Origin of the sequence: Sulfitobacter albidus, assembly GCF_018200035.1 — a bacterium.
In the GTDB taxonomy this organism is placed as follows: domain Bacteria; phylum Pseudomonadota; class Alphaproteobacteria; order Rhodobacterales; family Rhodobacteraceae; genus Sulfitobacter; species Sulfitobacter albidus.
The window spans coordinates 1,288,921-1,313,012 of record NZ_CP073581.1 but is presented as its reverse complement, the minus strand read 5'-3'; the positions used below and the strand labels follow the sequence as shown (position 1 = coordinate 1,313,012).

23 protein-coding genes and 3 pseudogenes are annotated in these 24,092 nt (G+C 65.9%); 14 read left to right on the top strand and 12 right to left on the bottom strand.

What is annotated here, in order from left to right; translation table 11 throughout:
* Positions 1-2: 2 nt before the first annotated feature.
* Entirely contained in the window at positions 3-1,475 is a 1,473-nt protein-coding gene (locus KDD17_RS06185) for a leucyl aminopeptidase (RefSeq protein WP_212705753.1), read from the bottom strand.
* Positions 1,476-1,637: 162 nt separating this feature from the next.
* On the opposite strand from KDD17_RS06185, the gene lptF reads away from it, so the two are divergent.
* From lptF to rsmA, 7 genes and pseudogenes are all read left to right on the top strand, one after another.
* Entirely contained in the window at positions 1,638-2,768 is a 1,131-nt protein-coding gene (gene lptF / locus KDD17_RS06180) for an LPS export ABC transporter permease LptF (protein WP_212705752.1), read from the top strand.
* A pseudogene (locus KDD17_RS06175) lies at positions 2,765-3,631 on the top strand (LptF/LptG family permease); the annotation flags it as partial. The gene lptF and the pseudogene KDD17_RS06175, both read left to right, overlap by 4 nt.
* Before the next feature lie 77 nt (positions 3,632-3,708).
* Entirely contained in the window at positions 3,709-3,861 is a 153-nt protein-coding gene (locus KDD17_RS19215) for an LptF/LptG family permease (protein ID WP_431358149.1), read from the top strand.
* Position 3,862: 1 nt separating this feature from the next.
* On the top strand, positions 3,863-6,007 hold the full coding sequence (locus KDD17_RS06170) for an LPS-assembly protein LptD (protein ID WP_212705751.1): 2,145 nt from the start codon (positions 3,863-3,865) through the stop codon (positions 6,005-6,007).
* A complete protein-coding gene (locus KDD17_RS06165; protein WP_212705750.1) occupies positions 5,995-7,215 on the top strand; it encodes a peptidylprolyl isomerase in 1,221 nt (406 codons plus the stop codon). The genes KDD17_RS06170 and KDD17_RS06165 overlap by 13 nt, the downstream gene beginning before the upstream one ends.
* Positions 7,212-8,171, top strand: a complete 960-nt coding sequence (pdxA, locus tag KDD17_RS06160) for a 4-hydroxythreonine-4-phosphate dehydrogenase PdxA (protein ID WP_212705749.1) — start codon at positions 7,212-7,214, stop codon at positions 8,169-8,171. The genes KDD17_RS06165 and pdxA overlap by 4 nt, the downstream gene beginning before the upstream one ends.
* Positions 8,168-9,010, top strand: a complete 843-nt coding sequence (gene rsmA / locus KDD17_RS06155) for a 16S rRNA (adenine(1518)-N(6)/adenine(1519)-N(6))-dimethyltransferase RsmA (protein WP_212705748.1) — start codon at positions 8,168-8,170, stop codon at positions 9,008-9,010. The genes pdxA and rsmA overlap by 4 nt, the downstream gene beginning before the upstream one ends.
* A gap of 63 nt (positions 9,011-9,073) precedes the next feature.
* Here rsmA and KDD17_RS06150 read toward each other — a convergent pair whose 3' ends face one another.
* The 3 genes from KDD17_RS06150 to prfA all read right to left on the bottom strand — a co-directional run bounded on the left by KDD17_RS06150 (position 9,074) and on the right by prfA (position 11,744).
* The gene (locus tag KDD17_RS06150) at positions 9,074-9,652 is read right to left on the bottom strand and encodes a DUF4167 domain-containing protein (RefSeq protein WP_212705747.1); all 579 of its coding nucleotides are present in this window, start codon (positions 9,650-9,652) and stop codon (positions 9,074-9,076) included.
* A 209-nt stretch (positions 9,653-9,861) separates the two neighbouring features.
* On the bottom strand, positions 9,862-10,677 hold the full coding sequence (gene prmC / locus KDD17_RS06145) for a peptide chain release factor N(5)-glutamine methyltransferase (RefSeq protein WP_212706165.1): 816 nt from the start codon (positions 10,675-10,677) through the stop codon (positions 9,862-9,864).
* A 17-nt stretch (positions 10,678-10,694) separates the two neighbouring features.
* Complete coding sequence (gene prfA, locus KDD17_RS06140) at positions 10,695-11,744, bottom strand: peptide chain release factor 1 (protein ID WP_212705746.1); 1,050 nt, start codon at positions 11,742-11,744, stop codon at positions 10,695-10,697.
* Positions 11,745-11,805: 61 nt separating this feature from the next.
* On the opposite strand from prfA, the gene KDD17_RS06135 reads away from it, so the two are divergent.
* A complete protein-coding gene (locus tag KDD17_RS06135) occupies positions 11,806-12,099 on the top strand; it encodes a hypothetical protein (protein WP_212705745.1) in 294 nt (97 codons plus the stop codon).
* Here KDD17_RS06135 and KDD17_RS06130 read toward each other — a convergent pair.
* The 4 genes and pseudogenes from KDD17_RS06130 to KDD17_RS06115 all read right to left on the bottom strand — a co-directional run bounded on the left by KDD17_RS06130 (position 12,040) and on the right by KDD17_RS06115 (position 15,566).
* Complete coding sequence (locus KDD17_RS06130; protein WP_254796905.1) at positions 12,040-12,438, bottom strand: DUF1499 domain-containing protein; 399 nt, start codon at positions 12,436-12,438, stop codon at positions 12,040-12,042. The genes KDD17_RS06135 and KDD17_RS06130 overlap by 60 nt on opposite strands.
* Positions 12,439-12,490: 52 nt before the next feature.
* On the bottom strand, positions 12,491-13,435 hold the full coding sequence (gene speB, locus KDD17_RS06125; protein WP_212705743.1) for an agmatinase: 945 nt from the start codon (positions 13,433-13,435) through the stop codon (positions 12,491-12,493).
* Positions 13,432-14,165: pseudogene (locus KDD17_RS06120) on the bottom strand (agmatinase). The gene speB and the pseudogene KDD17_RS06120 overlap by 4 nt, the downstream one beginning before the upstream one ends.
* 231 nt (positions 14,166-14,396) lie before the next feature.
* A complete protein-coding gene (locus KDD17_RS06115; RefSeq protein WP_212705742.1) occupies positions 14,397-15,566 on the bottom strand; it encodes a M20 aminoacylase family protein in 1,170 nt (389 codons plus the stop codon).
* A 56-nt stretch (positions 15,567-15,622) separates the two neighbouring features.
* Here KDD17_RS06115 and mazG point away from each other — a divergent pair, with 56 nt between their 5' ends.
* Complete coding sequence (gene mazG, locus KDD17_RS06110; protein WP_212705741.1) at positions 15,623-16,441, top strand: nucleoside triphosphate pyrophosphohydrolase; 819 nt, start codon at positions 15,623-15,625, stop codon at positions 16,439-16,441.
* Here the strand turns inward: mazG and KDD17_RS06105 are convergent.
* Positions 16,413-17,324 (bottom strand): RHS family protein, encoded by a 912-nt coding sequence (locus tag KDD17_RS06105; protein WP_212705740.1) that lies wholly within the window; start codon positions 17,322-17,324, stop codon positions 16,413-16,415. The genes mazG and KDD17_RS06105 overlap by 29 nt on opposite strands.
* 86 nt (positions 17,325-17,410) lie before the next feature.
* Between KDD17_RS06105 and KDD17_RS06100 the strand changes: the two are divergent.
* The 3 genes and pseudogenes from KDD17_RS06100 to KDD17_RS06090 all read left to right on the top strand — a co-directional run bounded on the left by KDD17_RS06100 (position 17,411) and on the right by KDD17_RS06090 (position 19,303).
* Positions 17,411-18,351: pseudogene (locus tag KDD17_RS06100) on the top strand (nucleoside hydrolase).
* Positions 18,348-18,857: a GrpB family protein gene (locus KDD17_RS06095; RefSeq protein WP_212705739.1), complete on the top strand. Its 510-nt coding sequence runs from the start codon at positions 18,348-18,350 to the stop codon at positions 18,855-18,857. Before KDD17_RS06100 ends, KDD17_RS06095 begins: the two are co-directional and overlap by 4 nt.
* Positions 18,854-19,303, top strand: a complete 450-nt coding sequence (locus tag KDD17_RS06090; RefSeq protein WP_212705738.1) for a GNAT family N-acetyltransferase — start codon at positions 18,854-18,856, stop codon at positions 19,301-19,303. The genes KDD17_RS06095 and KDD17_RS06090 overlap by 4 nt, the downstream gene beginning before the upstream one ends.
* A 13-nt stretch (positions 19,304-19,316) precedes the next feature.
* Here KDD17_RS06090 and KDD17_RS06085 read toward each other — a convergent pair.
* Together KDD17_RS06085 and KDD17_RS06080 are read right to left on the bottom strand one after the other, a co-directional pair.
* A protein-coding gene (locus tag KDD17_RS06085) for an IS5 family transposase (protein WP_212705737.1) occupies positions 19,317-20,074 on the bottom strand; the annotation gives its coding sequence in 2 pieces (ribosomal slippage) (positions 19,317-19,756 and positions 19,756-20,074; 759 coding nt in all).
* Between the two features lie 69 nt (positions 20,075-20,143).
* The gene (locus tag KDD17_RS06080; protein WP_212705736.1) at positions 20,144-20,680 is read right to left on the bottom strand and encodes a CBS domain-containing protein; all 537 of its coding nucleotides are present in this window, start codon (positions 20,678-20,680) and stop codon (positions 20,144-20,146) included.
* A gap of 105 nt (positions 20,681-20,785) precedes the next feature.
* Here KDD17_RS06080 and KDD17_RS06075 point away from each other — a divergent pair, with 105 nt between their 5' ends.
* Positions 20,786-22,186 (top strand): protein adenylyltransferase SelO, encoded by a 1,401-nt coding sequence (locus KDD17_RS06075; RefSeq protein WP_212706164.1) that lies wholly within the window; start codon positions 20,786-20,788, stop codon positions 22,184-22,186.
* 57 nt (positions 22,187-22,243) lie between these two features.
* Here the strand turns inward: KDD17_RS06075 and KDD17_RS06070 are convergent, their stop codons facing one another.
* Positions 22,244-23,131, bottom strand: coding sequence for a DMT family transporter (locus tag KDD17_RS06070; protein ID WP_212705735.1), 888 nt, complete (start codon positions 23,129-23,131; stop codon positions 22,244-22,246).
* A gap of 371 nt (positions 23,132-23,502) precedes the next feature.
* Between KDD17_RS06070 and KDD17_RS06065 the strand changes: the two genes are divergently transcribed.
* Positions 23,503-24,072 carry a DUF533 domain-containing protein gene (locus KDD17_RS06065; RefSeq protein ID WP_348541483.1) on the top strand — a complete coding sequence of 190 codons (570 nt, stop codon included), beginning with the start codon at positions 23,503-23,505 and terminating at the stop codon, positions 24,070-24,072.
* Positions 24,073-24,092 lie beyond the last annotated feature (20 nt).

The following is a 24,092-nucleotide window of genomic DNA, read 5'->3' as shown; positions in this document are numbered from 1 at the left end:
GGTCACTCCGCCTCGTAGCCGTCGGCGATCAGGCGATTGAGGGCAGCCACACCCCACCCCGTCGCCCCCGCAGGTGCCAGTGCCGTCTCGGATTTGACCGAGGCCACGCCCGCGATGTCCAGATGGATCCACGGGCAGTCTTCCTTGACGAAGCGTTGCAGGAATTGCGCCGCGGTGATCGAACCCGCGGCCCGCCCGCCAGTGTTCTTGATATCCGCGATCCGGCTCTTGATCAGCTTGTCATAGCCGTCGCCCAGCGGCATCCGCCACGCGCCCTCGCCCTCGGCCTCCGCCGCCTTGAGGAAGGCGTTGCAGAACGCGTCGTTGTTGGAGAACACACCGGCGTTGTCGTGGCCGAGCCCCACGATGATGGCGCCCGTCAGCGTGGCCAGATCAATGATCCCGGAAGGTTTGAATTCCTCCTGCGCGTACCACAGCACATCGGCCAGCACCAAACGCCCCTCGGCGTCAGTGTTGATGACCTCGACCGTGTCGCCCTTCATCGAGGTGATGACATCGCCCGGACGGGTGGCGTTGCCCGACGGCATGTTTTCGACCAGCCCGACCAGACCCACGACATTTGCCTTGGCCTTGCGCAGCGCGAGCGTGCGCATCACGCCCGCCACCACGGCAGAGCCGCCCATGTCCATCGTCATGTCCTCCATCCCGCCCGAGGGTTTGAGCGAGATCCCCCCGGTGTCGAACACCACGCCCTTGCCAACCAGCGCCAGCGGCGCCTCGTCGCCGCCACCGTCCCAGCGCATCACCACCACGTAGGATGGCGTGACCGACCCTTGCCCCACCGACAAAAGCGTGCGCATCCCCAGCTTTGCCAGCTGATCTTCATCCAGAACTTCAACCTTGAGGCCGAGGCTTTCCATCTCTTTGAGCCGCTCTGCGTAGGCGGTGGTGCTGAGCACATTGGCAGGCTCGTTCGTCAGATCGCGGCACATATGCGCGCCCTCGGCCACCGCCAGCAGCGGCGCGCTCGCGGCTTCAAGCTCCGCCGATTTACCGTGCATGACCGCAACCGCCCCGTCGCGGGTGCTGTCGGCGCTCTTGTGATCCTCGAAGGCGTAATCGCGCGCGGCAAGGCCATAGACGACCTCCTCGGCCCGGCGCAGCGGACCCGCAAGCACCAGCAGATCACCCTTGCCGCCGCGCGCCTTGGCGAGCGCCGCGCCTGCCCGACGGGCCTCCGGCGCCTTTGCCGCGCGCTCCAGCCGGATCACATCGACTGCCTCGGCCGCCATGCCCGCAGGATAGGCAAGCGCCACCCTGTCTGCGTCCTTCATCTTGGCCCAGCGGTCGCTGTCGACCAGCCGCGCCACCGCGCCCTTGGTCAGCTTGTTGACCCGCCGCGCGCCGGGATCAAGCTTGCCCTCGGCATCGACAAAGATCGCCACGCGCCCCTCGGCACCGGCGATGGCGTCAAGGTCGAGATCGGCAAAGGAGATGGGGGTCAGCGTGCGCATGGGGTAGCCTTTCAATCTATCAGTCCGCCCAGAGGTAGCGCGCCCACGCGCCCGTGACCAGAGCCTGCGGATTTCCCCGTTTTCGCCGCCCGGTGTTTGGTCTATTGTCCCGGCAACAAAGGGCGCAAAGCCGATAGGCTGCCACCATCGGGGAGAAAGCATGTGAGCCGGTTCGACCGCTACGTTGTGTCGCAACTGCTTGTGCTGTTTGGGTTTTTCTCACTCGTTCTGGTGGCGATCTTCTGGATCAACCGCGCCGTCGTCCTGTTCGACCGGCTGATCGGGGACGGTCAGACCGCGTTTGTCTTTCTTGAATTCAGCGCATTGGGCCTGCCCAAACTCATCGCGACCGTGCTGCCCATCGCCACCTTTGCTGCCGCCGTCTACGTGACCAACCGCATGAGTTCCGACAGTGAATTGACGGTTTTGCAGGCGACAGGTTCGGGCCCGTGGCGGTTGGCGCGACCCGTGGCGATCTACGGAGGCTGTGTGGCGCTGGCGTTGGCGGTGCTCACGAATTTCCTTGTCCCCATGGCGCAGGCCGAGCTGGAGGAACGCGAGCGCGAGATCGCCCAGAACATCACCTCCCGGCTTTTGACCGAAGGCACGTTCCTGCACCCCACCGAACAGGTGACGTTCTATACCCGTGACATCGACGAGGAAGGCGTGCTGCGCGACGTGTTCCTCTCTGACCGGCGCGACGCGACGCAGGGCGTGATCTATACCGCCGCCGAGGCCTATCTGGTGCGCAGTGGCGACGCGACGACGCTGATCATGGTCGACGGTCTCGCCCAAAGGCTCGACCGGGACCAACTGCGCCTGTCGACCGCAAATTTTGCCGATTTCTCTTTCGACATCTCCGCCCTGGTCAGCACCGATACGGTCGAGACGCTCACAATCGCGAATACCGCAACGCCCGGCTTGCTGGGGGATTGGGATGATCTCGCCGCGCGGTCGGGCGACAGCCGGGGGGACATCGCCGAGGAGCTGCACGCGCGCTTCGCGGGTCCGCTGTTTTGCCTTGTGGCCGCCCTGATCGGATTTTCGACGCTGCTGATCGGCGGGTTCTCGCGGTTCGGCGTCTGGCGGGAGATCGTGATCGCCTTTGGCCTGTTGATTGCGCTGGACGGCGCGCGCAGCACGCTGGTGGGCGAGGTGCGCGATGACGCGGCGCTCTGGCCGCTTTTGTACCTGCCCAGCCTTGTGGGGCTGGTGCTTGCGGGCGGGATGTTGGTGCACGCGGCCAATCCCGGCTGGCGCGCGCGGCTCAAACGACGCAGGGCGGCCGCATGATCCTGCATCTCTATTTCGCGCGCCGCTTCGCAATGAGCTTTCTGCTCATCACGACCGTGCTGTTCACGTTGATCGTGCTGACAGGGCTTTTGGAGCAGGCCGGCCGCTCCTTTGCCGACAGCCTGAGCTTTCGCGATCTGCTGATGCTGACGCTGCTGGACGCGCCGCAGACGATCAACCTGATCCTGCCGCTGATCGTGGTGCTGGCCACGGTGGTTCTGTTCATCTCGCTGGCACGTTCCTCCGAGATGGTCGTGACCCGCGCCGCCGGCCGCTCCGCGCTGGCGTCGCTGATGTCGCCACTGGCAGTGGCGGGGATCATCGGGGTGCTGGCAGTAACGATGTTCAACCCGATTGTTGCGGCCGCCTCAAAACGGTTTGAGCAGCTGTCGGCCAATTTCCGCAGCGACGGTGCCTCGGCGCTGTCGATCTCGGACGAAGGGCTGTGGCTGCGACAGGGCACCGCCGAGGGGCAGACGGTGATCCGCGCGTGGCGCTCGAACAACGATGGATCGGTGCTCTATGACGTGACCTTTATCAGCTACGAGACCGGCGGCGGCCCGATCCAGCGGATCGAGGCGGAGAGTGCGGCCCTTGGCCCCGATGGCTGGGATCTGAAGAACGCAAAGTCATGGCCCCTGCGCGCGGGCGTGAACGCCGAAGCCAACAGCGCCTACGCGGAGCGGATGACCCTGCCCTCCACCCTCACGCTCGACCGGATCCGCGACAGTTTCGGCAGTGCCGGCACGATTTCGATCTACGATCTGCCCAGCTTTATCCGACAGCTGGAATTTTCCGGTTTCAGCCCGCGCAGGCATCAGGTCTGGCTTCAGGTGGAACTGGCGCGGCCGCTTTTTCTGATGGCCATGGTTCTGGTTGCGAGCGCATTCACCATGCGCCATACCAGAGCGGGGGGACAGGCGTTGCGGTACTGTCCGCGGTGCTTTTGGGGTTCGGCTTGTATTTCATTCGCAGCTTTGCGCAGATCCTGGGGGAAAACGGACAGATCCCCGTCATGCTTGCCGCCTGGGCGCCGCCGGTGGCGGCAATCCTGCTGGCAATGGGCCTCTTGCTGCATCGTGAGGACGGCTAGGATGCGCTGGCTGCTCACGCTTCTTGTGATCCTCGCGCCCATCTGGGCCGGCGCGCAAACGCGCCCCACGGATCCCGCGCTTTTGGTGGCCGATCAGCTTTTCATCACCCGTGACCGCGTTCTGGTGGCCCAGGGCAACGTCGAGGCGTTTCAGGGTGACGTGCGCCTGCGCGCCAGCGCAATCCGCTACGATCAGGGCAGCGGCGCGCTGAGCATCGAGGGGCCGATCACCCTGACAGAAGGCACCGATACGGTGATCGTCGCCGATGCCGCGTCCCTTGATGCCGATCTGCGCAACGGCATCCTGACGGGCGCGCGGTTGGTGTTGAACCAGCAGTTGCAATTGGCCGCGGTGCAGATTGACCGGGTCGACGGGCGCTATAACCAGCTTTATAAGACCGCCGTGACCTCTTGCCGGATCTGCGACGACGGGCGCCCGCCGCTGTGGCAGATCAGGGCGCGCCGTGTCATCCACGACGAGGTCGAACGCCAGCTTTACTTCGACGACGCGCAATTCCGCATCGGCACGCTGCCGGTGTTCTGGCTGCCACGCCTGCGCCTGCCCGGCCCCACGGTCGAACGCGCGACGGGATTTCTGGTGCCTTCGGTACGCTCAACCTCGCAATTGGGCGTCGGGCTCAAGATCCCGTATTTCGTGCGGCTGAGCGAAAAGCGTGACCTGACTATCACCCCCTACCTCAGCAGTTCCACCACCACGCTTGAGCTGCGCTACCGCCAGGCCTACCGCAACGGGCGGATCCAGCTGGACGGCGCCATCACCCGCGATGATCTGCGCGAGGGGGAGACGCGCGGCTATCTCTTTGGTCGCGGTGAATTTGCCCTGCCCGAGGATTTCACCCTGCGGTTTGGCCTGGAGACGGTGAGCGACGACGGCTACCTTGATACCTACGGCTATTCCGACGCCGACCGTCTGCGCTCAGAACTGCGGGTCAGCCGGGCGCGGCGCGATGAATACATCCGGGCGAGTTTCTTCAACTTCAAGACCCTGCGCGACGGCGAGGTCAACGCGACCCTGCCAACGCTCGTGCTCGATGGCGAATACGAACGCCGCTTCTTCCCGCGGACCTTGGGCGGAGAAATCCGTACCAGCCTTGAGGCCCATAGCCACCGGCGGAATTCGGACCTGAGCGTGGATAGCGACGATCCCGACGACATCGTCGACGGTCGCGATGTGGCCCGGCTGAACGCACAGATCGACTGGCTGCGCAGTGCGACCTTTACGAACGGTCTGCGCGCCGATTTGACCCTCGGCGTGTCGTTCAACACCTTCAAGATCAGCCAGGATGACACGACACCGTCCTCGCCCAGCGAAATCGTTCCCCACGGCGCAATCGCCCTGCGCTACCCGCTGGCGCGGGTGGGCACAAACGGCGTGCGACAGATCCTTGAACCCGTGGTGCAACTGGCGTGGACGGGGGGCGACCGGCTCGATATCCCCAACGAGGAATCGACGCGGGTGGAATTCGATCAGGGCAACCTTGTCAGCCTGTCGCGCTTCCCGCGCGAGGACCGCCGCGAACGCGCAAGCGTGGCCGCCGTTGGTCTGGGGTGGTCACGGTTCGATCCAATGGGATGGGACGCACATGTGACCGTCGGCCAGATCTTCCGCAACAACGCCGATACCGGTTTTTCCACGACCTCCGGCCTTGATGGCGCGCGCTCCGACCTGCTGATCGCCGCCCAGATCGACAGTGGCGCCGGGCTCGCCCTGACCGGGCGCAGCCTGTTTGAGGAAAACCTCGCCGTGTCCAAGGCCGAGCTGCGCGGCGATTACAGCTTTGCGCGCGGGCGCATCGGGGGATCCTACGTCTGGCTGCAAGAGGACCCCGCCGAGGACCGCGACCGCGAGGTATCCGAATTCACCCTCGACGGCAGCTACCGGATCAACCAGTTCTGGACCGCCAGCGCCGACTGGCGCTATGACATCGCTTCCGACCGCGCGGCAACGGCGGGGATCGGCCTGAGCTACGAAAACGAATGCGTCACGGTCGATCTCAGCGTGAAGCGCCGCTATACAACCTCGACAAGTGTTGAGCCCTCCACGGATTTCGGATTTAACATTGGATTGCGCGGCTTTGCCGCCGATACAGGCACAGAAAGATACGTCCGCTCATGTTCAAACTAGCCCTCCGCCCCCTTCTCGCCGCCGCCTTCGTGGCCGGCATGGCCCTGCCCGGTGTGGCGCAAAACCTCTTTGCCCCGGTGGTCAAGGTAAACGACACCGCCGTGACCGAATTCGAGGTACAGCAGCGGATCCGCTTTTTGCAGATCCTGCGCGCCCCCGGGGCCACCCGCGACGCGGCCATCGAAAGCCTTATCAACGAGCGCCTGCGCAACGCGGAGATCCGCGATGTTGGCCTGCAACTGACCGAAGCCGACATCAACGCAGCCCTTGAGGAATTCGCGGGCCGCGCGAACCTGACGCGCGCCGAGTTCACCCAGGCGCTTGAGCAGGCGGGGATTGCACGCGAGACCTACCGCGATTTTGTCGTCAGCGGTGTGGCCTGGCGCGAACTGATCCGCGCGCGCTTTGCCGGGCGGGTCCAGATCTCGGAGGCGGAGATTGACCGCGCGCTGGCCAGCCAATCGGCGGGCGGATCGAACATCCGCGTGCTGGTGTCCGAGATCATCATTCCTGCCCCGCCCCCGCGCGCCGCACAGGTACAGGCCATCGCCGAAAAGATTGCGCAGTCGCAATCGACGGCGGAATTCTCCAGCTTTGCGCGCCAGTATTCGGCCACCGCCACCCGCGGCAACGGCGGGCGTCTGCCCTGGCAGGCGCTGTCGAACCTGCCGCCGGCACTGCAGCCGCTGATCCTGTCGTTGGCACCGGGGGAGGTCACGCAACCGCTCAACATCCCCAATGCCGTGGCATTGTTCCAGCTGCGCGATATCGAGGAAACCGGCGCGCCGGTGCCGGAATACGCCGCGATCGAATACGCCGCCTACTACATGGCCGGTGGGCGCTCGCCCGAGACATTGCAACAGGCGGCCAACCTGCGCGCGCAGGTCGACGTCTGCGACGATCTCTATGGCTTTGCCAAGGGTCAGCCCGAGGGCGTGCTGGACCGCGAAAGCCGCGTGCCCGGCGAGATTCCGCAGGACTTCGCCATCGAATTGAGCAAGCTGGATCCCGGCGAAGTCTCAACCGCGCTGACCCGCTCTGACGGACAGGCGCTGGTGTTCCTGATGCTCTGCGGGCGCACCGCTGCGCAAAACGCCGACGTCAGCCGCGAGGAGGTCGCAGCCTCGATCCGCCAGCGCCGCCTGTCGGGCTTTGCCGACAGCCTGCTGGCCGAGCTGCGCGCGGACGCCCGTATCGTCTATCCATGAAACCCGTTGTTCTGACCTGCGGGGAACCCGCAGGCATCGGCCCCGAAATCGCGGCCCGCGCCTGGGCGCGGCTGGCCGACCGCGTGCCGATGCTGTGGCTGGGCGACCCGCGCCACCTGCCCGCAGATTGCGTGCATGAGGTGATCGACGATCCTGCCCAAGCGACCGATGTGAGCGCGCGCGCCCTGCCCGTTCTGGCCCATCCCTTTGCCGGGGACGCCACGCCGGGCACGCCGGATCCGCGCAATGCGCAAGGGGTGATCGACGTGATCGCCCGCGCCGTCGATCTGGTACAGCAAGGGGCAGCCAGCGCCATCTGCACCGCGCCCATCCACAAAAAGGCGCTCAAGGACGGGGCGGATTTTGCCTACCCCGGCCATACCGAATACCTCGCCGCCCTCGCGGGCGACGTGGACGTTGTGATGATGCTCGCCTCCGACGCGCTGCGGGTGGTGCCCGCGACGATCCACATCGCACTCGCCGAGGTGCCGCACGCGCTGACCCCCGCGCTGCTGCGCCGCACGATCGAGAGTACGCACGCCGGACTGCGCGATCAGTTCGGCGTCGCCGCCCCGCGCATCGCGATCGCGGGCCTGAACCCCCACGCGGGCGAAGGCGGGGCCATGGGCACCGAAGAGCTTGACTGGATCGGAGGCCTCATCACGCAGATGCAGGCCGAGGGCTACGCGCTCACCGGGCCGCTGCCCGCCGATACGATGTTCCACGCCGCCGCCCGCGCGCGCTATGACGCGGCGATTGCGATGTACCACGATCAGGCGCTCATCCCGATCAAGACGCTGGATTTTGACCGCGGCGTGAACGTCACGCTGGGCCTGCCGTTTGTGCGCACCTCACCCGATCACGGCACCGCGTTTGACATCGCCGGGCGTGGCATCGCCAACCCGTCGAGCATGACCCACGCGATCCGGCTTGCTCACGATATGGCCACTCGATGAGCCAGATCGACGGATTGCCCCCGCTGCGCGCGGTCATCGCCGCGCACGGGCTGAGCGCGCGCAAATCGCTGGGCCAGAACTTTCTGCTGGATCTCAACCTCACGGCCAAGATCGCGCGGCAGGCGGGTGATCTGTCGGGCTGCGACGTGCTGGAGATCGGCCCCGGCCCCGGTGGCCTGACGCGCGGTCTGCTGAGCGAGGGCGCCCGCCGGGTGCTCGCCATCGAAAAGGACCGCCGCTGCCTGCCCGCGCTGGAGGAAATCGCCGCCGCCTACCCCGGCCAGCTTGAGATTATCGAGGGGGACGCGCTGGAAATCGATCCGCTTGCGCATCTGACACCCCCCATCCGGGTGGCCGCCAACCTGCCCTATAACGTCGGCACGGAACTGCTGGTGCGCTGGCTCACCCCGCCCGACTGGCCGCCCTACTGGCAAAGCCTTACCCTGATGTTCCAACGCGAAGTGGCCGAGCGCATTGTGGCCCGCCCCGGCTCCAAGGCCTACGGACGACTGGCGATTCTCGCGCAGTGGCGCTCTGACGCGGCCATTGCGCTGTCCTTGCCGCCCGAAGCCTTCACACCGCCGCCAAAAGTCTCCTCTGCCGTGGTGCATCTGACCGCCCTGGCAGAGCCACGCTTTCCCGCGCGCGCGGCCACCCTGTCGCGTGTCGTGGCCGCCGCGTTCAACCAGCGCCGCAAGATGCTGCGCGCGGCCCTTAAGGGACAGGCCCCCGATATCGAGGACCGGCTGATCGCCGCCGGTCTTAAACCCACCGACCGGGCCGAACAGATCCCGCTGGAAGGGTTCTGCGCGCTGGCCCGCGCGCTGGACGCGCCTTAACCCCAAAAACGACAAAGCCCCGCCAAGTGGCAGGGCTTTTTCCAATCGGACCTCGGGGGCGGCTTACTCAGCCGCTTCGGGCTGATCGCCGCCGTCTTTGGCGCCGCCGTCATTCTGCCCTTCACCCTCTTCGGCTTTGGGCTTCTTGCGGCGCGGCGCGCGGCGCGTCTTTGGCTTGCTCTCGGGGGTTTCGACCAGCGTGCTGTCGTCCTCCGCCGACGGCTGCGCTTCGTCCTGCTGCGCGTCGGGCTGCGTCTCCTGCTGGCGTTCGGCGTTCTTGGCCTGATTTGCGGCTTCCCGCTCCTGACGCTCGGCACGCTCACGGTCCCGCTCCGCCTGACGCTCGCGGTTCTGGCGCTCCTGCTCTTCGCGCTTGGCGTCCTGTTCCTTCTGCGCCTCGGACAGCATCCGCAGATAATGCTCTGCGTGCTGCTGGAAATTCTCCATCGCGACGCGGTCATTGCTGAGCATCGCGTCGCGTGCCAGCTGATTGTATTTCTCGATCACCTGCTGCGGGGTGCCGCGCACCTTGCCCTCGGGGCCGGAGCTGTCGAACACGCGGTTGACGACGTTGCCGCCCTGATTGTTGCCACCACGGTTGCGGTTTTTGTTGTTACGCGAACGCGATCTTTGAGGTTTCATAGAGAGGATCAGCCTTTGGTGCTGTTTTGTCTCGTGCCCGGACCGGCAATCTGCCGTCGGAGCACATCAATCTGGGCCAATCGCCCGTCGTTGTTGGCTTGACGCCGCGGGGGACACGCCTGTGTCCGTCACTGCAACTCCCTTTTGATAGCCGCAGTTTTCGGCAAGGAAAAGGGGCAAACCGCAAAATATGTGGCGCATTGACGCCGTCAAGCGGGATTTTGCGCCTGAACGACGCGGTCGCGCCCGTCCAGATCGGGTAGCACGGCGATATCGGCCCATCCTTCGGCGGCAAAGATTGCGCGCACATCCGGCCCCTGCAGATGGCCGATTTCAACAAGCACGCGGCCCCCGGCGCTCAGATACCCCTGCGCCCGCGCCGCGATCAATCGGTAGACGCTGAGGCCATCGGCCCCGTCGGTCAGCGCCATCGCAGGTTCGTGCAATGCCAACTCCGGCGCGACATCGGCCATCTCGGCCCGCGCGAGGTAGGGCGGATTGCTCACGATCAGATCAAAGCGCCCCTCGACCGCGCCGAACCAATCCGATTGCCGGATATCCGCACGATCGGCCACCCCGTGCAGCACCGCATTGGCGCTCGCCTGCAGGCAGGCAGCCTCCGACAGATCGACGCCCACGCCCTGCGCACCGGTCCGTTCCGCCAGAAGGCTGACGAGGATACAGCCCGATCCAATGCCCAGATCCAGCACCCGGTCAAACGGCGCGGCCAGCGCCGCCTCGATCAGCGTTTCCGTCTCGGGGCGCGGATCCAGCACATCGCGGCTGACCTTGAATCCGCGCCCGTAAAAAGCCCGCTCCCCCACCAGTTGCGAGACCGGCACCCGCACGGCGCGCAAGGCGACAAGCTGCTCAAACCGCTCCTCAATCTCGGGGGCGATCTCTTCGGGGGCAATCAAGGTGACCCGCGCCGCATCGACCGACGCCGCGTGTGCCAGCAGCAGCCGCGCGTCGCGCGCGGGATCCGGCACACCGGCGGCGCGCAGCCGGGCGGCGGCCTGCGCCATGGCGACGGCGGCGGTGCTCACGACTGCATCGCGGCAAGCTGCTGCGCCTGCGCGTCCGCCGTCAGCGCATCGACGATCTCATCCAGATCGCCCTGCATGACCGCATCCAGCTTATAAAGCGTGAGGTTGATCCGGTGGTCCGTCATGCGGCCTTGGGGGAAATTATAGGTGCGGATCCGCTCGGATCGGTCGCCGCTGCCGACCTGTGCGGCCCGCGCGTCGGACCGTTCACTGTCCACCCGCTGCCGCTCCGCATCAAACAGCCGGGATTTCAGCACCTGCATGGCGATCTCGCGATTGCGGTGCTGCGATTTCTCGGAACTGGTGACGACGATCCCGCTGGGGATGTGCGTGATGCGCACGGCGGAATCGGTGGTGTTGACGTGCTGCCCGCCCGATCCGGACGCGCGCATGGTGTCGATGCGGATGTCATTCGCGTCGATCTGGATATCCACATCCTCCGCCTCCGGCAACACCGCCACCGTCGCCGCCGAGGTATGGATGCGTCCGCCGCTCTCGGTCGCGGGCACGCGCTGCACCCGGTGCACACCGCTCTCGAACTTGAGCCGGGCAAAGACGTTCTCGCCCTTGATGTGCGCCACGACTTCCTTGACGCCACCCAGCTCGGTCATCTGCTGCTCGACCATGTCAACGCTCCAGCCGCGCGCCTCGGCATAGCGCTGGTACATGCGCAGCAGATCGGCGGCAAACAGCGCCGCCTCGTCACCGCCCGTGCCGGGCCGGATCTCCAGCATGGCGGGGCGCGCATCCGCCTCATCCTTGGGCAACAGCGCCAGTTGCAAGGCCGCCTCCGCCGCCGGGCGCTGCGCCTCCAGCGCCGCGATCTCCTCGCGCGCCATGGCGGCCATGTCGGGATCGTCCAGCATCTCCCGCGCGCCCTCCAGATCGCGCAGCAATCCGCGATACGCGCCGATCTGTTCAACGACGGGCCGCAGGGCGTTGTATTCGCGTGCCATCTTGGAAATATCGCCGCCCGCCGTGGCCATCGCGGCCTCGAGGTATTCAAAACGGTCGTTGATCTGGGCAAGCCGGTCGAGAGGTATCATAGCGACGAAGTGACCCATCAAACCCTTTTGGTCAAGGGGCGCGCCATGCTATGCTGCCACCATGAAACATTTGATCTTTGCCTGCGCCCTCGTGGCGTCCCCCGGCCTTGCGGATGTGGTTACTCCCCAGGGTCGTACCATCGATTGCTACTGCACCGACAGCGGCGGCGCCCGGATCGAGCTGGGCGAATCCATCTGCCTTCAGGTGGGTGGGCGCATGTTCACGGCACAGTGCCAGATGTCGCTCAACGTGCCGATGTGGCGCGAAACGCAGGAGGGGTGCTTTACCTCCGAGCTATCCCCGCGCGGCTTCGATCACCCGCTGCAATCGCGCGCCATTGACCCCAAGATCTGACCGCCCAAAACGCAACCGGGCATACAGCTTGATCACATCGCCGTCCCGCTCGATCGTGGTGTAATCGGGAAACCCCATGATCCGCGAGCGTGTGACATAGGTCAGGCGCCCCTCGCCCACACCGCCGGCCAAAAGCTCCGTGCGCGGCAGCGCAAGCATGGCCTGATGCAGCTTCGACAGCGTCTCCCCCCCCGCCGGGATCACCCGCGCGGACCAGCCGACCCCGTCCACATCCTCCGCAGCACCGATGGGCCGATGCCACCGGCTCACGTCCGAAGGTGCCAGACGGATATAGGCCAATCCGGCCACGATCCCGAAAATCACTACAAGCCAGATCATGCGCACCATCCCCCTCTGCACCCTTTTAAAAATACCTGATCCCGTCCGCGCCTCACGCGCTGGCTCCGGGAAGGATACACAGCATCTCATACAGCAGGTTCGCCGCCACCAGACCCGTGTTACCTGATGTATCGTAGGGCGGCGAGACTTCCACCAGATCGCATCCCACGACATTGATGCCCTTGAGCCCCCGGATCAGCTCCATCGCCTGCGGCGTGGTCAGCCCGCCTATCTCCGGCGTGCCGGTGCCGGGCGCGTAGGCGGGATCGAGGCTGTCGATGTCGTAGGTGATGTAGGCGGGAGTATCGCCGATGTCCCGGCGGATCTCGGCGCCCAGCGAGGCGAGCGAGCGGTGCCACAGCTCTTCGGCGGGCCATTGCTGGAACCCCCAGCCTGCCGCCTCGCTGAAGTCGCTGGCGGCGTAGCCGGTGCCACGTATTCCGATTTGATATGTCTTCTGGGGGTTTACCGCCCCATCTTCATAGGCGCGACGCAGGAAGGTGCCGTGGGTCTCACGCTCTCCGAACATCTCGTCGTTGACGTCGGCATGCGCGTCGATGTGGATCAGCGCCACCGGCCCGTGCCGCCGCGCCATCGCGCGCAGGATCGGCAGGGTCATCGCATGATCGCCGCCCATGGCCATGGGGATCGCATCGTAGTTGAGGATCTCGTCGTAACTCTCTGAGATAATGCGCAAACTATCCGCGAGAGAGAACGTATTGATCGCCAGATCGCCGATGTCGGCGCATTGCAACCGCTCGAACGGCGCGGCCCCCGTCGCCATGTTGTAGGGGCGCAGCATCGCGGATTGTTCGCGGATCTGTTTCGGCCCCATGCGCGTGCCCGAGCGCCAAGAGGTGCCGATGTCCATCGGGATGCCCAGAAACGCTACGTCCAGCCCTTTGAGGTCATTGACCGACGGCAGCCGCATGAAGGTGTTGGGCCCCGAAAACCGCGCCAGCTCATTTCCGCCAAGGGGTTGATTTTTCTCGCTCATGTCGCGCGCATCCTCGCGCCGATCAGACACAGGATCTCTGTCGCCACATGGGCGCCCGCGATGGCCGTCGCCCCGGTGGTGTCGAACGGGGGGGAAACCTCAACCACGTCGCCGCCCACCACGTTCTGCCCCGCCAGATCGCGCAGGATCGCGGCGACCTGCCAGCTTGCCAGACCGCCCCACACCGGCGTGCCCGTACCTGGCGCAAACGCGGGGTCGAGCGCGTCGATATCGAAGGTCAGATAGGTCGGGCGGTCGCCCATCACGGCGCGGATTTTCTCGACCACGGCGCGCGTACCCATCTCGTGCACATCGCGTGCACCGATCGTGCATACACCCAGTGTATCCGCGTTGGTGGTGCGGATGCCTACCTGCACGCTTGTGGCCGGGTCGATCAGCCCCAGCTTGATCGCCTTGTAGAACATCGTGCCGTGGTCGATGCGCTCCATGTCGTCGTCGGGCCATGTGTCGGAATGGGCATCGAATTGCAGCAGGCTGAGGGGCCGTATTTCTCGGCGTAGGCCTTGAGGATCGGGAAGGTGATGTAGTGATCGCCCCCCAGCGCGACACTGGCCGCGCCCGCGTCGAGGATGCCCTTGATATGCGCCGTCAGCGCCGCCGGAAAGGCCGAGACCTGCGCGTAATCGAACGCCAGATCGCCGTAATCGGCGATGGCGAACTCGGACAGCACGTCAAAATCCCAGCCGTAGGGCGGATCGAAGGGTTGCAGCGCGCTTGCCTCGCGGATCGCGCGGGGCCCAGACGGGTGCCGGTGCGGTTGGTCACGGCCTGGTCAAAGGGCACCCCCGTCACGGCGATATCGACGCCGCGCAGATCCTTGGTGTACCGGCGGCGCAAAAAGGACGTGGCCCCGCCAAAGGCGTTTTCAAACGACGGCCCCTTGAGATCGTCGCGGGTAAAGGCCTGATCGACCTGTGTTTTCGCGTCCTCAAGGCTCATGCTATTTGCCGGCCACCGGCTGGGAGCGTTCGACCGCGCGCACAAAGAACGACGCGCCGATGGGCGCGATATCGTCGTTGAAATTGTATTTGGTGTTGTGCACCGATGGTCCCTCGCCCTGCCCGAGCATCAGGTAGGCGCCGGGGCGCGCTTCGAGCATGTAGCCGAAATCCTCGGCCCCCATGATCGCGGGCATGTCGGGCATCACGGCGGCCTCGCCCACCACATCGCGTGCAACCTCGACGGCGAAATCCGTCTGGTCGGGGTGGTTGACCGTGGGCGGATAGCCCATGTCATAGACCAGTTCGGCCTCAAGGTCGTAGCCCGCCGCCACATTGGTCGCGATCTGCTGCATCCGGCGCATGACCATCGCCTGCACCTCTTTCGAGAAGGTGCGCACGGTGCCGTTGATATAGGCGGTGTCGGGGATGACGTTGTCGATGGTGCCGGTGTGGATCTGCGTGGTCGAGATCACCAGTTGCTGTTCGGGGTCGAGGTTGCGCGAGCTGATCGTCTGGATCGCCTGCACGATGCCACAGGCAGCGACGACCGGATCGGCGGTCTCATGCGGGCGGGCACCGTGGCCGCCGCGCCCTTTGACGTGGATGTGAAAGGTGTCGGCGGCTGCCATGATCGGGCCGGGACGCGTAGCAAATGTGCCCTCGGGGATGCCGGGCGCGTTGTGCATGCCATAGACCTCGCGCACGTCGAATCGGTCCATGATGCCCTCCTGGCACATGACCTCACCGCCGCCGCCGCCCTCTTCGGCGGGTTGGAAGATCAGCGCAACCCGGCCCGCGAAATTCCGCGTCTCGGCCAGATAGCGCGCGGCGCCCAGCAGCATGGTGGTGTGCCCGTCGTGGCCGCAGGCGTGCATCTTGCCCGGTGTTTTGGAGGCATAGGGCAGCCCGGTTTCCTCGGTCATGGGCAGCGCGTCCATATCGGCGCGCAGACCGATGGTGGGGCCATCGCCCTGCCCGTTGATGATCGCCACCACACCCGTGGTCGCGATGCCCTCGTGAATCTCGTCGACGCCGAATTCCTTGAGGCGTGCCACCACGAACGCCGCCGTCTCGTGGCAGTCGAATTGCAGTTCGGGGATGGTGTGCAGGTGGCGGCGCCATTCGGTCATGTCGGTGGCGAAATCGGCGATGCGGTTGATGATGGGCATGGGTGGACTCCTGATGGGCGCTGTCCTTATCTGACACCGAACCGGAGGGAGCTTCAATGGCTGACGATCTGATCCACGACCAAAGCGCAGGGATTGAGCGGTTGCTGGAAATCATGCGCCGTCTGCGCGACCCCGAAACGGGCTGCCCCTGGGACATCGAGCAGGATTTCGACAGCATCGCGCCCTACACAATCGAGGAAGCCTATGAGGTGGCCGATGCCATCGCCCGGCGCGACTGGCCCGATCTGGAGGGCGAGCTGGGCGATTTGCTGTTGCAGGCGGTCTATCACGCGCAGATGGGCGCGGAGGATGGGCATTTTACGTTTCAGTCGGTGGTGACGGCGATTTGCGACAAGATGGTCGCGCGGCATCCGCATGTGTTCGGCGACGAGAGCCGCGAGAAATCCGCCGAACAGCAGGTGAGCGATTGGGAGGCGATCAAGGCGGCGGAGCGTGCCGGGCGCGCGCAGGGCGGCGCCCTTGACGGGGTAGCCGTGGGGCTGCCCGCCCTTCTGCGCGCCTACAAGCTGCAAAAGCGCGCGGCGCGCGTGGGATTCGACTGGCCCGACACCGGCGATGTGATCGCCAAGATCGTCGAGGAAGCGGGCGAGCTGGTCGAGGCGCGCGATACCCTTGGCCCCGAAGAAGTGGCCGAGGAATTCGGCGATCTGATGTTCGTGATGGCCAATCTTGGCCGCCATCTGGGGGTGGAGCCCGAAGCCGCCCTGCGCGCGGCCAACGCGAAATTCACGACGCGGTTCGCCGGGGTGGAGGCAAAACTGGCGGCGATGGGCAAGACTCCCGAAGGCAGCACCCTTGAGGAGATGGACGCCCTGTGGGACGCGGTCAAGGCTGAGGCGCGCGGATCAGCGTAAGGCCGGGCATGGCGCCCAGACGGTCAAGATCCTCGCGGTAGTGCGCGCTCAGGATGCGGTGCTGGCGGGCGGTGAATTTTGACAGACCGCGCGGGGTCGTGTCGGCGCGGTGGGCGGTGACGATGCGCTGCCACTCGGCGCGCGGCAGCTCCCGGCCTTCGGCGTAGAGGCGTTGCAGCGCTTCGAGTGCCGCGTCGGTGGCTGACAGATTCATCACCCGCGCAGGCTCTTCCAGCGGCAGCTGTGCGGTTTCGGGGACCAGTCGGTGCAAAAGATCCACGCTGCGCCCGCGTGCGCCGTATTCGAGCACCACGAACGCCTGCGGCGCCAGCGTGTCGATCACCTCCTGCGCCAGCCGGGGCCAGCCGCCGTCCATGCGCAAAAGCTTCCCAGCCGCCTCCTGAAACGGAGGCGAGGCGTTGTCCTCGGCGCGTTTGCGCCAGGCGGAGATGTAGAGATCGGTATAGGCACGCACGACCAGCACGGCGCGGGTGACCGGCCCGCCGGCCTGCAACAGCGTGCGCAGCCGGTAGGGGGCGGCGGGATAGAACTGCCCCTTGCGGAAATGCAGCATGCGGCCGGGGATGTTCTCCTCGCTCAGGATCAGGCCCGCGGGGGCACCGGTGCGCAGCTGGGCGAAGGCATCGCGGCACGCGGGGATGAACCGGCTGTCGGTTTCGGCCACGTTGCGCGGGCTAGGCAGGCGCAGACGCAGCGTGCCGCCCGGAATGTCGTCGCGCCCCGGATAGCCCAGATCATAGCCCGCCCCGCGCAGCGTCCCGGCATTGGCCGCCAGCATCATCTGAAACGACGAGGTGCCGGTCCGGTGCGCGCCCAGATGCACGTAGAGGGGGAAGGAACGCTCATCCCCGCATCTACGCAATAGGCCGAGGCGCGCGCAAGCGTGCTGATGCGCTGGACAAGGGCGGCGCGCGTTGAGATGGTGCGCAAAACCGCACAGGAGAGACCATGCCACCGCGCCAGATCATCATCGACACCGACCCCGGACAAGACGACGCCGTGGCGATCCTGCTGGCGCTCGCCAGCCCTGAGGAGATCGAGGTGCTGGGCATTACCTGCGTGGCGGGCAACGTGCCGCTGGACCTGACCCAGCGCAACGCGCGCATCGTGTGCGAGCTGGCCGGCCGCCCGGATATGCCCGTCTACGCAGGCTGCGACCGCCCGCTGGGCCGCGATCTGGTCACCGCAGAGCATGTGCACGGCAAGACCGGCCTTGACGGGCCGACCCTGCCCGAGCCGACGATGCCGCTGGCCGAGGGGCACGCGGTCGATTTCATCGTCGAGACGCTGCGCGCGGCGGCACCCGGCACGGTGACGCTCTGCCCGCTGGGGCCGCTGACCAACATCGCCAGCGCGCTGGAGCAAGCCCCCGACATCGCCGACCGGATCGCCGAGATCGTGCTGATGGGGGGGCGTATTTCGAGGTGGGCAACATCACCCCGGCGGCAGAGTTCAACATCTATGTCGACCCGCAAGCCGCTGATATCGTGTTTAAATGCGCAGCACCGATCACCGTGATGCCGTTGGACGTGACGCATAAGGCGCTGGTGACGCGACCGCGCAACGACGCCTTTCGCGCGCTCGGCAACGCCGCAGGCACCGCCGTGGCCGAGATGACCGATTTCTTCGAGCGCTTCGACAAGGCGAAATACGGCAGCGCCGGCGCGCCGCTGCACGATCCTTGCGTGACCGCCTATTTGCTGCGCCCCGATCTCTTCACCGGGCGCCACATCAATGTCGAGATCGAGACGGTGTCGGAGCTGACCATGGGCATGACCGTTGCCGATTGGTGGGGCGTGACCGACCGCGCGCCCAATGCGACCTTCATGGGCGATCTGGATGCCGACGGCTTCTTTGCCCTGCTGACCGAACGATTGGCGCGGTTATGAGCCTGATCCACGCCCCCGACCCTGCCTGGCCCGTGCAGGCCGAGACCGAGGCGGCGCGCTGGCGCGCGGCGGTGCCGGGCCTTGTCACCGTGCATCACATCGGGTCCACGTCCGTGCCGGGACTGCCCGCCAAACCGATCCTCGATCTGATCCCGGTCTTTGCCGATGACGCCGCCGCCGACGCGGCACAGGGCGCGGTGGAGGCGATGGGATACGAATGGATGGGCGCGTTTGGCCTGCCCGGTCGGCGTTACGCGCGGCTGTTTGATCCGCTCACCGGTGCGCGCCGGGTGCATGCGCACAGCTATGTGCAGGGCCACCCCGACATCCGCCGTCACCTTGCCTTTCGCGACGCGCTGCGGGGCAACGCGGCCCTGCGCGCGGGCTATGCCGCGATCAAGGGCGCCTGTGCGGCGCGCCACCCCGACGGCGGCGCGGACTACGGAGCGTGCAAATCGGAGTGGATCGCCAAGGCCGAGGCCCGCGCGCTGGAGACCGCGCCGTGAGTGCCGCGCTGACCCTCGCCACCCCCGATCATCTCGCGCGGCTGTTGCCGCTGGTGGCGGCGTTTCATGCGGAGGCCGGTATCGCCTCGACCGAGGAAAGCCGTGAAGCCGGGATCGCCCCGCTGCTGGCCGGAGAGCCCTATGGCTGTGCCTACTTGATCGGGCCGCCGCGCGCGCCGATCGGCTATGTGGTGATCACCTTTGGCTGGTCGGTGGAATACGGCGGGCTCGACGCGATCATTGACGAGCTTTATGTGCGTCCCGGCGTGCGCGGGCGCGGCATCGCGTCCGAGGCGCTGCACGCCGTGCCACGCGCGCTCGCCGGTGGCGGGCTGCGCGCGATCCATCTGGAGGTGGATCGCGACAACCCTGCGGCGCTGGCGCTTTACCGGCGCGCCGGGTTTACCCCGCGCGACGGCTACATGTTCATGTCAAAACCGCTTTAGGCGGTGTCTTCATTTAAGCGAGCCAAACCATAGCGCATCCGAGTGAGACGAAAGCAGCGAAGGACGAGCTTGTTTTTTCACAACGCAGTGCGATCCGGCGGAAGCGTTTGATCCGGCGGAAGAAACACTCGACAAGGTGTCGCTCTTTGTAGAGCGCCCAATCAATCGACTGTCGACTGCTACGCGTCGGGTTCTGCTTGATCTGTGCGGTTGCGCCCAATTCATCCGTGATGAACCGACGCAAGTAATCTGCATCATACGCCGCGTCAGCGAACACATGTCCGACGCCCGCCAAGCCTTCGATCAGCCCGCGCGCCTGCGGGCAGTCGCCCCACTGACCGGGCGTGATGGTAAACCGGATCGGTAGGCCGAGCGCATCAACTGCGGCATGGATTTTCGTGGTCAGGCCGCCTTTGGAGCGCCCGATTGCGTGAGCCTGAGCCCCCCTTTTGCGCCGCTTGCATCCGCGTGGGCCTTGCAGATTGTGGCGTCCACTAGGACGTATTCAAAGTCCGGCTCCGCGCTTAAGGCTTTGAAAAGACTCTCCCAAACCCCAGCCAAGGTCCAACGCCGGAACCGGCAATGTGCCGTTCGCCAATTGCCCAACTCAGGCGGAAGATCGCGCCACGGCGACGCTGTTCGCGCCAGCCAGAGGATCGCATCGAGGAAAAGCCGGTTGTCCAGCGCCGTGCGACCACGGTCGCCTCTCTTGCCGGGAACAAGAGGCTCAATCCGTGCCCATTGCGTGTCAGTCAGGGTTCGTCTGCTCAAGATCGCCTCCGTTTTCGATCTTGAATCAGAACTCAATCAGTTTGGGAATCCCTTAAATGAAGACACCGCCTAGAGCGACCGCAGCACCAGCACCATCAGCAGCGAATAGATCATGATGCCCCCGCCAATCAGTGCGAGGCCCCAATTCTTGCCGATGCTGGCCTTTGCCAGCTCTTTCGCGTGGTAGACCATGTCGGGCCATGTGTAGCTGACAAAATCGCCCTGGGTGAAGATCGCCTTGATCCGCCCTTCCGCATCGACCACGGGCAGACGGCGGAAGCGGTCGTTGGACATGATGCGCAGCCAGTCGAGCACATCGTCGGTCTCGCGCGCGAGCCGTGGATTGTCGGTCATCAGATCACCCACGGTGGTGGTCGCCGCGTCGCGGCCCTCGTTGACGAGTTTGCGCATCACATCGCGTTCGGTCATCACGCCGATCACCTTGTCGTCCGTGTCGACGACGACAACGGCGCCAAAATTCTTCTTGCACATGGCCGCCACCGCTTCCTGCACGGTGGCATCGGCGGTAAAGCTCAGCGGCTTTGGTTTATTCGCGAACTCTGGTCGATCCTTGAGCTGCATGCCTGGGTGGTTCTTGGGGGCCATATGCGTGTCTCCTCCGGTGTGGCTATCTGTCTCATCTGACGTAGGGCGCGTGGGCAAAGGACAAGGGTGGTGGCGTCCGCGCGCGCGCGCGCCTATATCGCGGGGATGGAAAACCGCATCCCCTTCGACAACAGCTTCGCCCGCCTGCCCGAGACGTTTTACACCCGTCTGGACCCCACACCGGTGAAGGCGCCGCGTATGCTGGCATGGAACGCGCCATTGGCGGCAGAGCTGGGCGTGGGTGTGCCCGATGCGCAGATCTACAGTGGCAATGCGGTGCCCGAGGGGGCGGAGCCGCTGGCGCAGCTCTACGCCGGGCACCAGTTCGGCAACTACACCGCGCAGCTGGGTGACGGGCGCGCGATCCTGCTGGGGGAGGTGCGCGACAGCGCGGGCACCCGGCGCGATATCCAGCTGAAGGGCGCGGGCCGCACCCCCTATTCACGCGGCGGCGACGGGCGCGCGTGGCTGGGGCCGGTACTGCGCGAATATGTGGTGAGCGAGGCGATGCACGCGCTGGGCATCCCCACGACCCGCGCGCTGGCCGCCGTGACCACGGGCGAGGATATCTTTCGCGAGACCGCCCTGCCCGGCGCCGTGCTGACCCGCGTGGCCGCAAGCCACCTGCGCGTGGGCCACTTCCAGATCTACGCGCATCGCGGCGAGATTGAAGCACTCAGGCGCCTCACGGACTACGCCATCGCGCGCCACGCGCCAGAGGCGAAGGGCCCGCTGGATCTGCTGCGCAGCGTCTGCGCGCGGCAGGCCGATCTGGTGGCGCGCTGGATGTCCGTGGGATTTATCCACGGGGTGATGAACACCGACAATTGCACGATCTCGGGCGAGACAATTGACTACGGCCCCTGCGCCTTCATGGATGATTTCCACGTGGGCCGGGTGTTTTCCTCGATCGACCAGCAGGGCCGCTATGCCTTTGGCAACCAGCCCAACATCGCCGTTTGGAACATGGCCCAATTCGCCACGGCGCTGATCCAGCAGATGGAGAATCGCGACGCGGCGGTGGAGAGTGCGACAAAGATCATCCACGCGATGCCCGCGCAGATCGAGGCCGCCTGGACCAAAGCCTTCGCCGCCAAACTCGGCATCACAACCCCGCGCGAGGGCGACGCGGAGCTGGCCCAGGACCTGCTGGACCTGATGCAACAGGACGGCGCGGATTTCACCAATACCTTCCGTGCGCTTGCGGAGGGCGCCGCCGAAGCCCAGATCACCGACCGCGCCGCCTTCCAGGACTGGCAGACCCGCCACCGCGCCCGCATCGCCGGGGAACCCGATCCGCAACGGGTCATGCGCGCGGCAAACCCCGTCCTCATCCCGCGCAATCACCGCATCGAGCAGATGATCGCCGCCGCCGTCGCGGGCGACATGGCCCCGTTCGAGCGGCTGACAACCGCTCTCGCAAACCCCTACACGGAAACGGACACGGATCTCGCAAAGCCACCAACCCCGTCCGAAATCGTGCCCGCCACCTTCTGCGGCACGTGACGGAAAGGCGCGCAACGCCCCCCTGCACCCTTTCAAAAATACCTGAAAGAGCCGCACTCACCGTACGCGCGGACGCCTGTTGATCAGCGTGATCCCCACCGCCACCATCGCCAGCGCCACCCAGATCGACGGCGCCACCCGTTCGCCCAGCAACAGCCAGCCGAACAGCACCGACGCCACGGGCGAGATAAAGCTGAACGAGGCCACGGAATTGGCCGGATACTGCTTCATCAGCCAGAACCAGGCGAGAAATCCAAGCGAGGCCACCGCGACGGTCTGAAACACCATGCCCGCGATATGGATCACCTCGACCTCGCGCAGAAGCGGGCCGAACAGCGGCGCGATCAGCAGCAGGATCGGTGCGGATACCGCGACCTGGCTGATCAGCTGTTGCGCGGGCGGCACATCGGCCAGCGGCGTCACCCGCACCAGCAATGCGATCCCCGCCCAGCTGAGCGCCGAGGCGACGGCGAGCAGATCACCGGTCCAGCTGACGTGGCCACCGCCGCGATCGCTCATCGCCAGCGCCACACCCCCCATGGCCAGCGCCAACCCCAGCGCCTTGCGCCGGGTCAGCCGCTCGTCGGGCATCAACACCACGCTTGCGAGGGCCAGCCACAGCGGCATCGAATAGAAGATGACCGATGCGCGGCTGACGGTCGTGAGGTCCAGCGCGGTGAAAAGGCAGGTGAACTCGAACGCGAACAGCAGCCCCGACAGCACCGCCCAGGGACGCGCGGCACGTGGCATGTGAAAGCTCACCCCGCGCACCCGCATCCAGACGAGCAGTACCACCACCGCCCCGGCGGAGCGCAGACCTGCGGCAAATACCGGGCTGAAGCCGCCCGCGGTGACCTTGATCACCACCTGATTGAAGGCGAGATGCAGAGCGAACGCCGTCAGGCAGGCCGCCCCAAAGGCGTCCATATGCGTTTTGCGTTCCATGGCGCACTGTCGGTGCAGGCGCGGGGCGATGTCAAGGAATGCAGTTTCCCCCAAGCCATCGCGCGCGCGATGTGCCACGATGGGGACAACGATTCAGTTGCAAGGAGGAAAGCGACGATGAGCTTGATGAAAACACTGGCCAAGGTGGCCGTCGGCGTGGCCGTGGCCAAGGGTGCCAGCGCCATGATGAAACGCAACCAGCAGGGCGGCGGCACGGGCACGGCGCAGGCCGGTGGCGGCCTTGGCGGTTTGCTGGGCGGTTTGAGCGGCGGCGGCGCAGGAGCGTCCGCAGGCGGGCTCAACGGCATGCTGGGGGGCCTTCTGGGGGGCGGTGCTGCGGGTGGTGCCGCCGGTCAGGGGGACTGGGCGGCATGCTCAACAATCTGGGCGGCGCGCAGGCCGGTGGTCAGGGCGGGCTTGGCGGCTTGCTCGGTGGTCTGGCGGGGGCTGCGGGCGCCGGTGGTTTGCTGGGCGGTCTGGGCGGCACGATGCAAAAGGCACCGCCGCAGAACGATCACAGCTTTGGCGCCGTGCTCAACAGCCAGTTCGACGAGACGCCCGAGCCCGAAATCACGCCCTCGCAGGATCAGGAGGCCATGGCGGCACTGATGCTGGCCGCGATGATTCAGGCGGCAAAATCCGACGGCACCTTTGACGAGGCAGAGCAGCAAAAGCTGCTTCAGCATCTCGGAGAAGTCGACGCGGAAGAGGCCGCCTTTATCCGCGCGCAGATGGACAAGCCCGTGGATGTGGAGGCGCTGGTGCGTGAGACACCGGAGGGCATGGGGCCGCAGGTCTATACCATGAGCCTGCTGGCGATCGATCTGGATACGCGCGACGAGGCGCAGTATCTGCACCAGCTTGCCAGCGGCTACGGCATGGCGCCGGCGGAGGTGAACGAGATCCACGCGCAGCTGGGCGTGCCGTCTCTTTATACCTGAAACCGCAAAGACGCGGCGGG

What these genes read in the sequence shown, in the direction of transcription:
- KDD17_RS06185 (WP_212705753.1), bottom strand. Translation starts at nt 1,475, where the DNA reads ATGCGCACGCTGACCCCCATCTCCTTTGCCGATCTCGACCTTGACGCC.
- KDD17_RS06170 (WP_212705751.1), top strand. Translation starts at nt 3,863, where the DNA reads ATGCGCTGGCTGCTCACGCTTCTTGTGATCCTCGCGCCCATCTGGGCC.
- KDD17_RS06165 (WP_212705750.1), top strand. Translation starts at nt 5,995, where the DNA reads ATGTTCAAACTAGCCCTCCGCCCCCTTCTCGCCGCCGCCTTCGTGGCC.
- pdxA (WP_212705749.1), top strand. Translation starts at nt 7,212, where the DNA reads ATGAAACCCGTTGTTCTGACCTGCGGGGAACCCGCAGGCATCGGCCCC.
- rsmA (WP_212705748.1), top strand. Translation starts at nt 8,168, where the DNA reads ATGAGCCAGATCGACGGATTGCCCCCGCTGCGCGCGGTCATCGCCGCG.
- KDD17_RS06150 (WP_212705747.1), bottom strand. Translation starts at nt 9,652, where the DNA reads ATGAAACCTCAAAGATCGCGTTCGCGTAACAACAAAAACCGCAACCGT.
- prmC (WP_212706165.1), bottom strand. Translation starts at nt 10,677, where the DNA reads ATGGCGCAGGCCGCCGCCCGGCTGCGCGCCGCCGGTGTGCCGGATCCC.
- prfA (WP_212705746.1), bottom strand. Translation starts at nt 11,744, where the DNA reads ATGATACCTCTCGACCGGCTTGCCCAGATCAACGACCGTTTTGAATAC.
- KDD17_RS06135 (WP_212705745.1), top strand. Translation starts at nt 11,806, where the DNA reads ATGAAACATTTGATCTTTGCCTGCGCCCTCGTGGCGTCCCCCGGCCTT.
- KDD17_RS06130 (WP_254796905.1), bottom strand. Translation starts at nt 12,438, where the DNA reads ATGATCTGGCTTGTAGTGATTTTCGGGATCGTGGCCGGATTGGCCTAT.
- speB (WP_212705743.1), bottom strand. Translation starts at nt 13,435, where the DNA reads ATGAGCGAGAAAAATCAACCCCTTGGCGGAAATGAGCTGGCGCGGTTT.
- KDD17_RS06115 (WP_212705742.1), bottom strand. Translation starts at nt 15,566, where the DNA reads ATGCCCATCATCAACCGCATCGCCGATTTCGCCACCGACATGACCGAA.
- mazG (WP_212705741.1), top strand. Translation starts at nt 15,623, where the DNA reads ATGGCTGACGATCTGATCCACGACCAAAGCGCAGGGATTGAGCGGTTG.
- KDD17_RS06095 (WP_212705739.1), top strand. Translation starts at nt 18,348, where the DNA reads ATGAGCCTGATCCACGCCCCCGACCCTGCCTGGCCCGTGCAGGCCGAG.
- KDD17_RS06080 (WP_212705736.1), bottom strand. Translation starts at nt 20,680, where the DNA reads ATGGCCCCCAAGAACCACCCAGGCATGCAGCTCAAGGATCGACCAGAG.
- KDD17_RS06075 (WP_212706164.1), top strand. Translation starts at nt 20,786, where the DNA reads ATGGAAAACCGCATCCCCTTCGACAACAGCTTCGCCCGCCTGCCCGAG.
- KDD17_RS06070 (WP_212705735.1), bottom strand. Translation starts at nt 23,131, where the DNA reads ATGGAACGCAAAACGCATATGGACGCCTTTGGGGCGGCCTGCCTGACG.
- KDD17_RS06065 (WP_348541483.1), top strand. Translation starts at nt 23,503, where the DNA reads ATGCTCAACAATCTGGGCGGCGCGCAGGCCGGTGGTCAGGGCGGGCTT.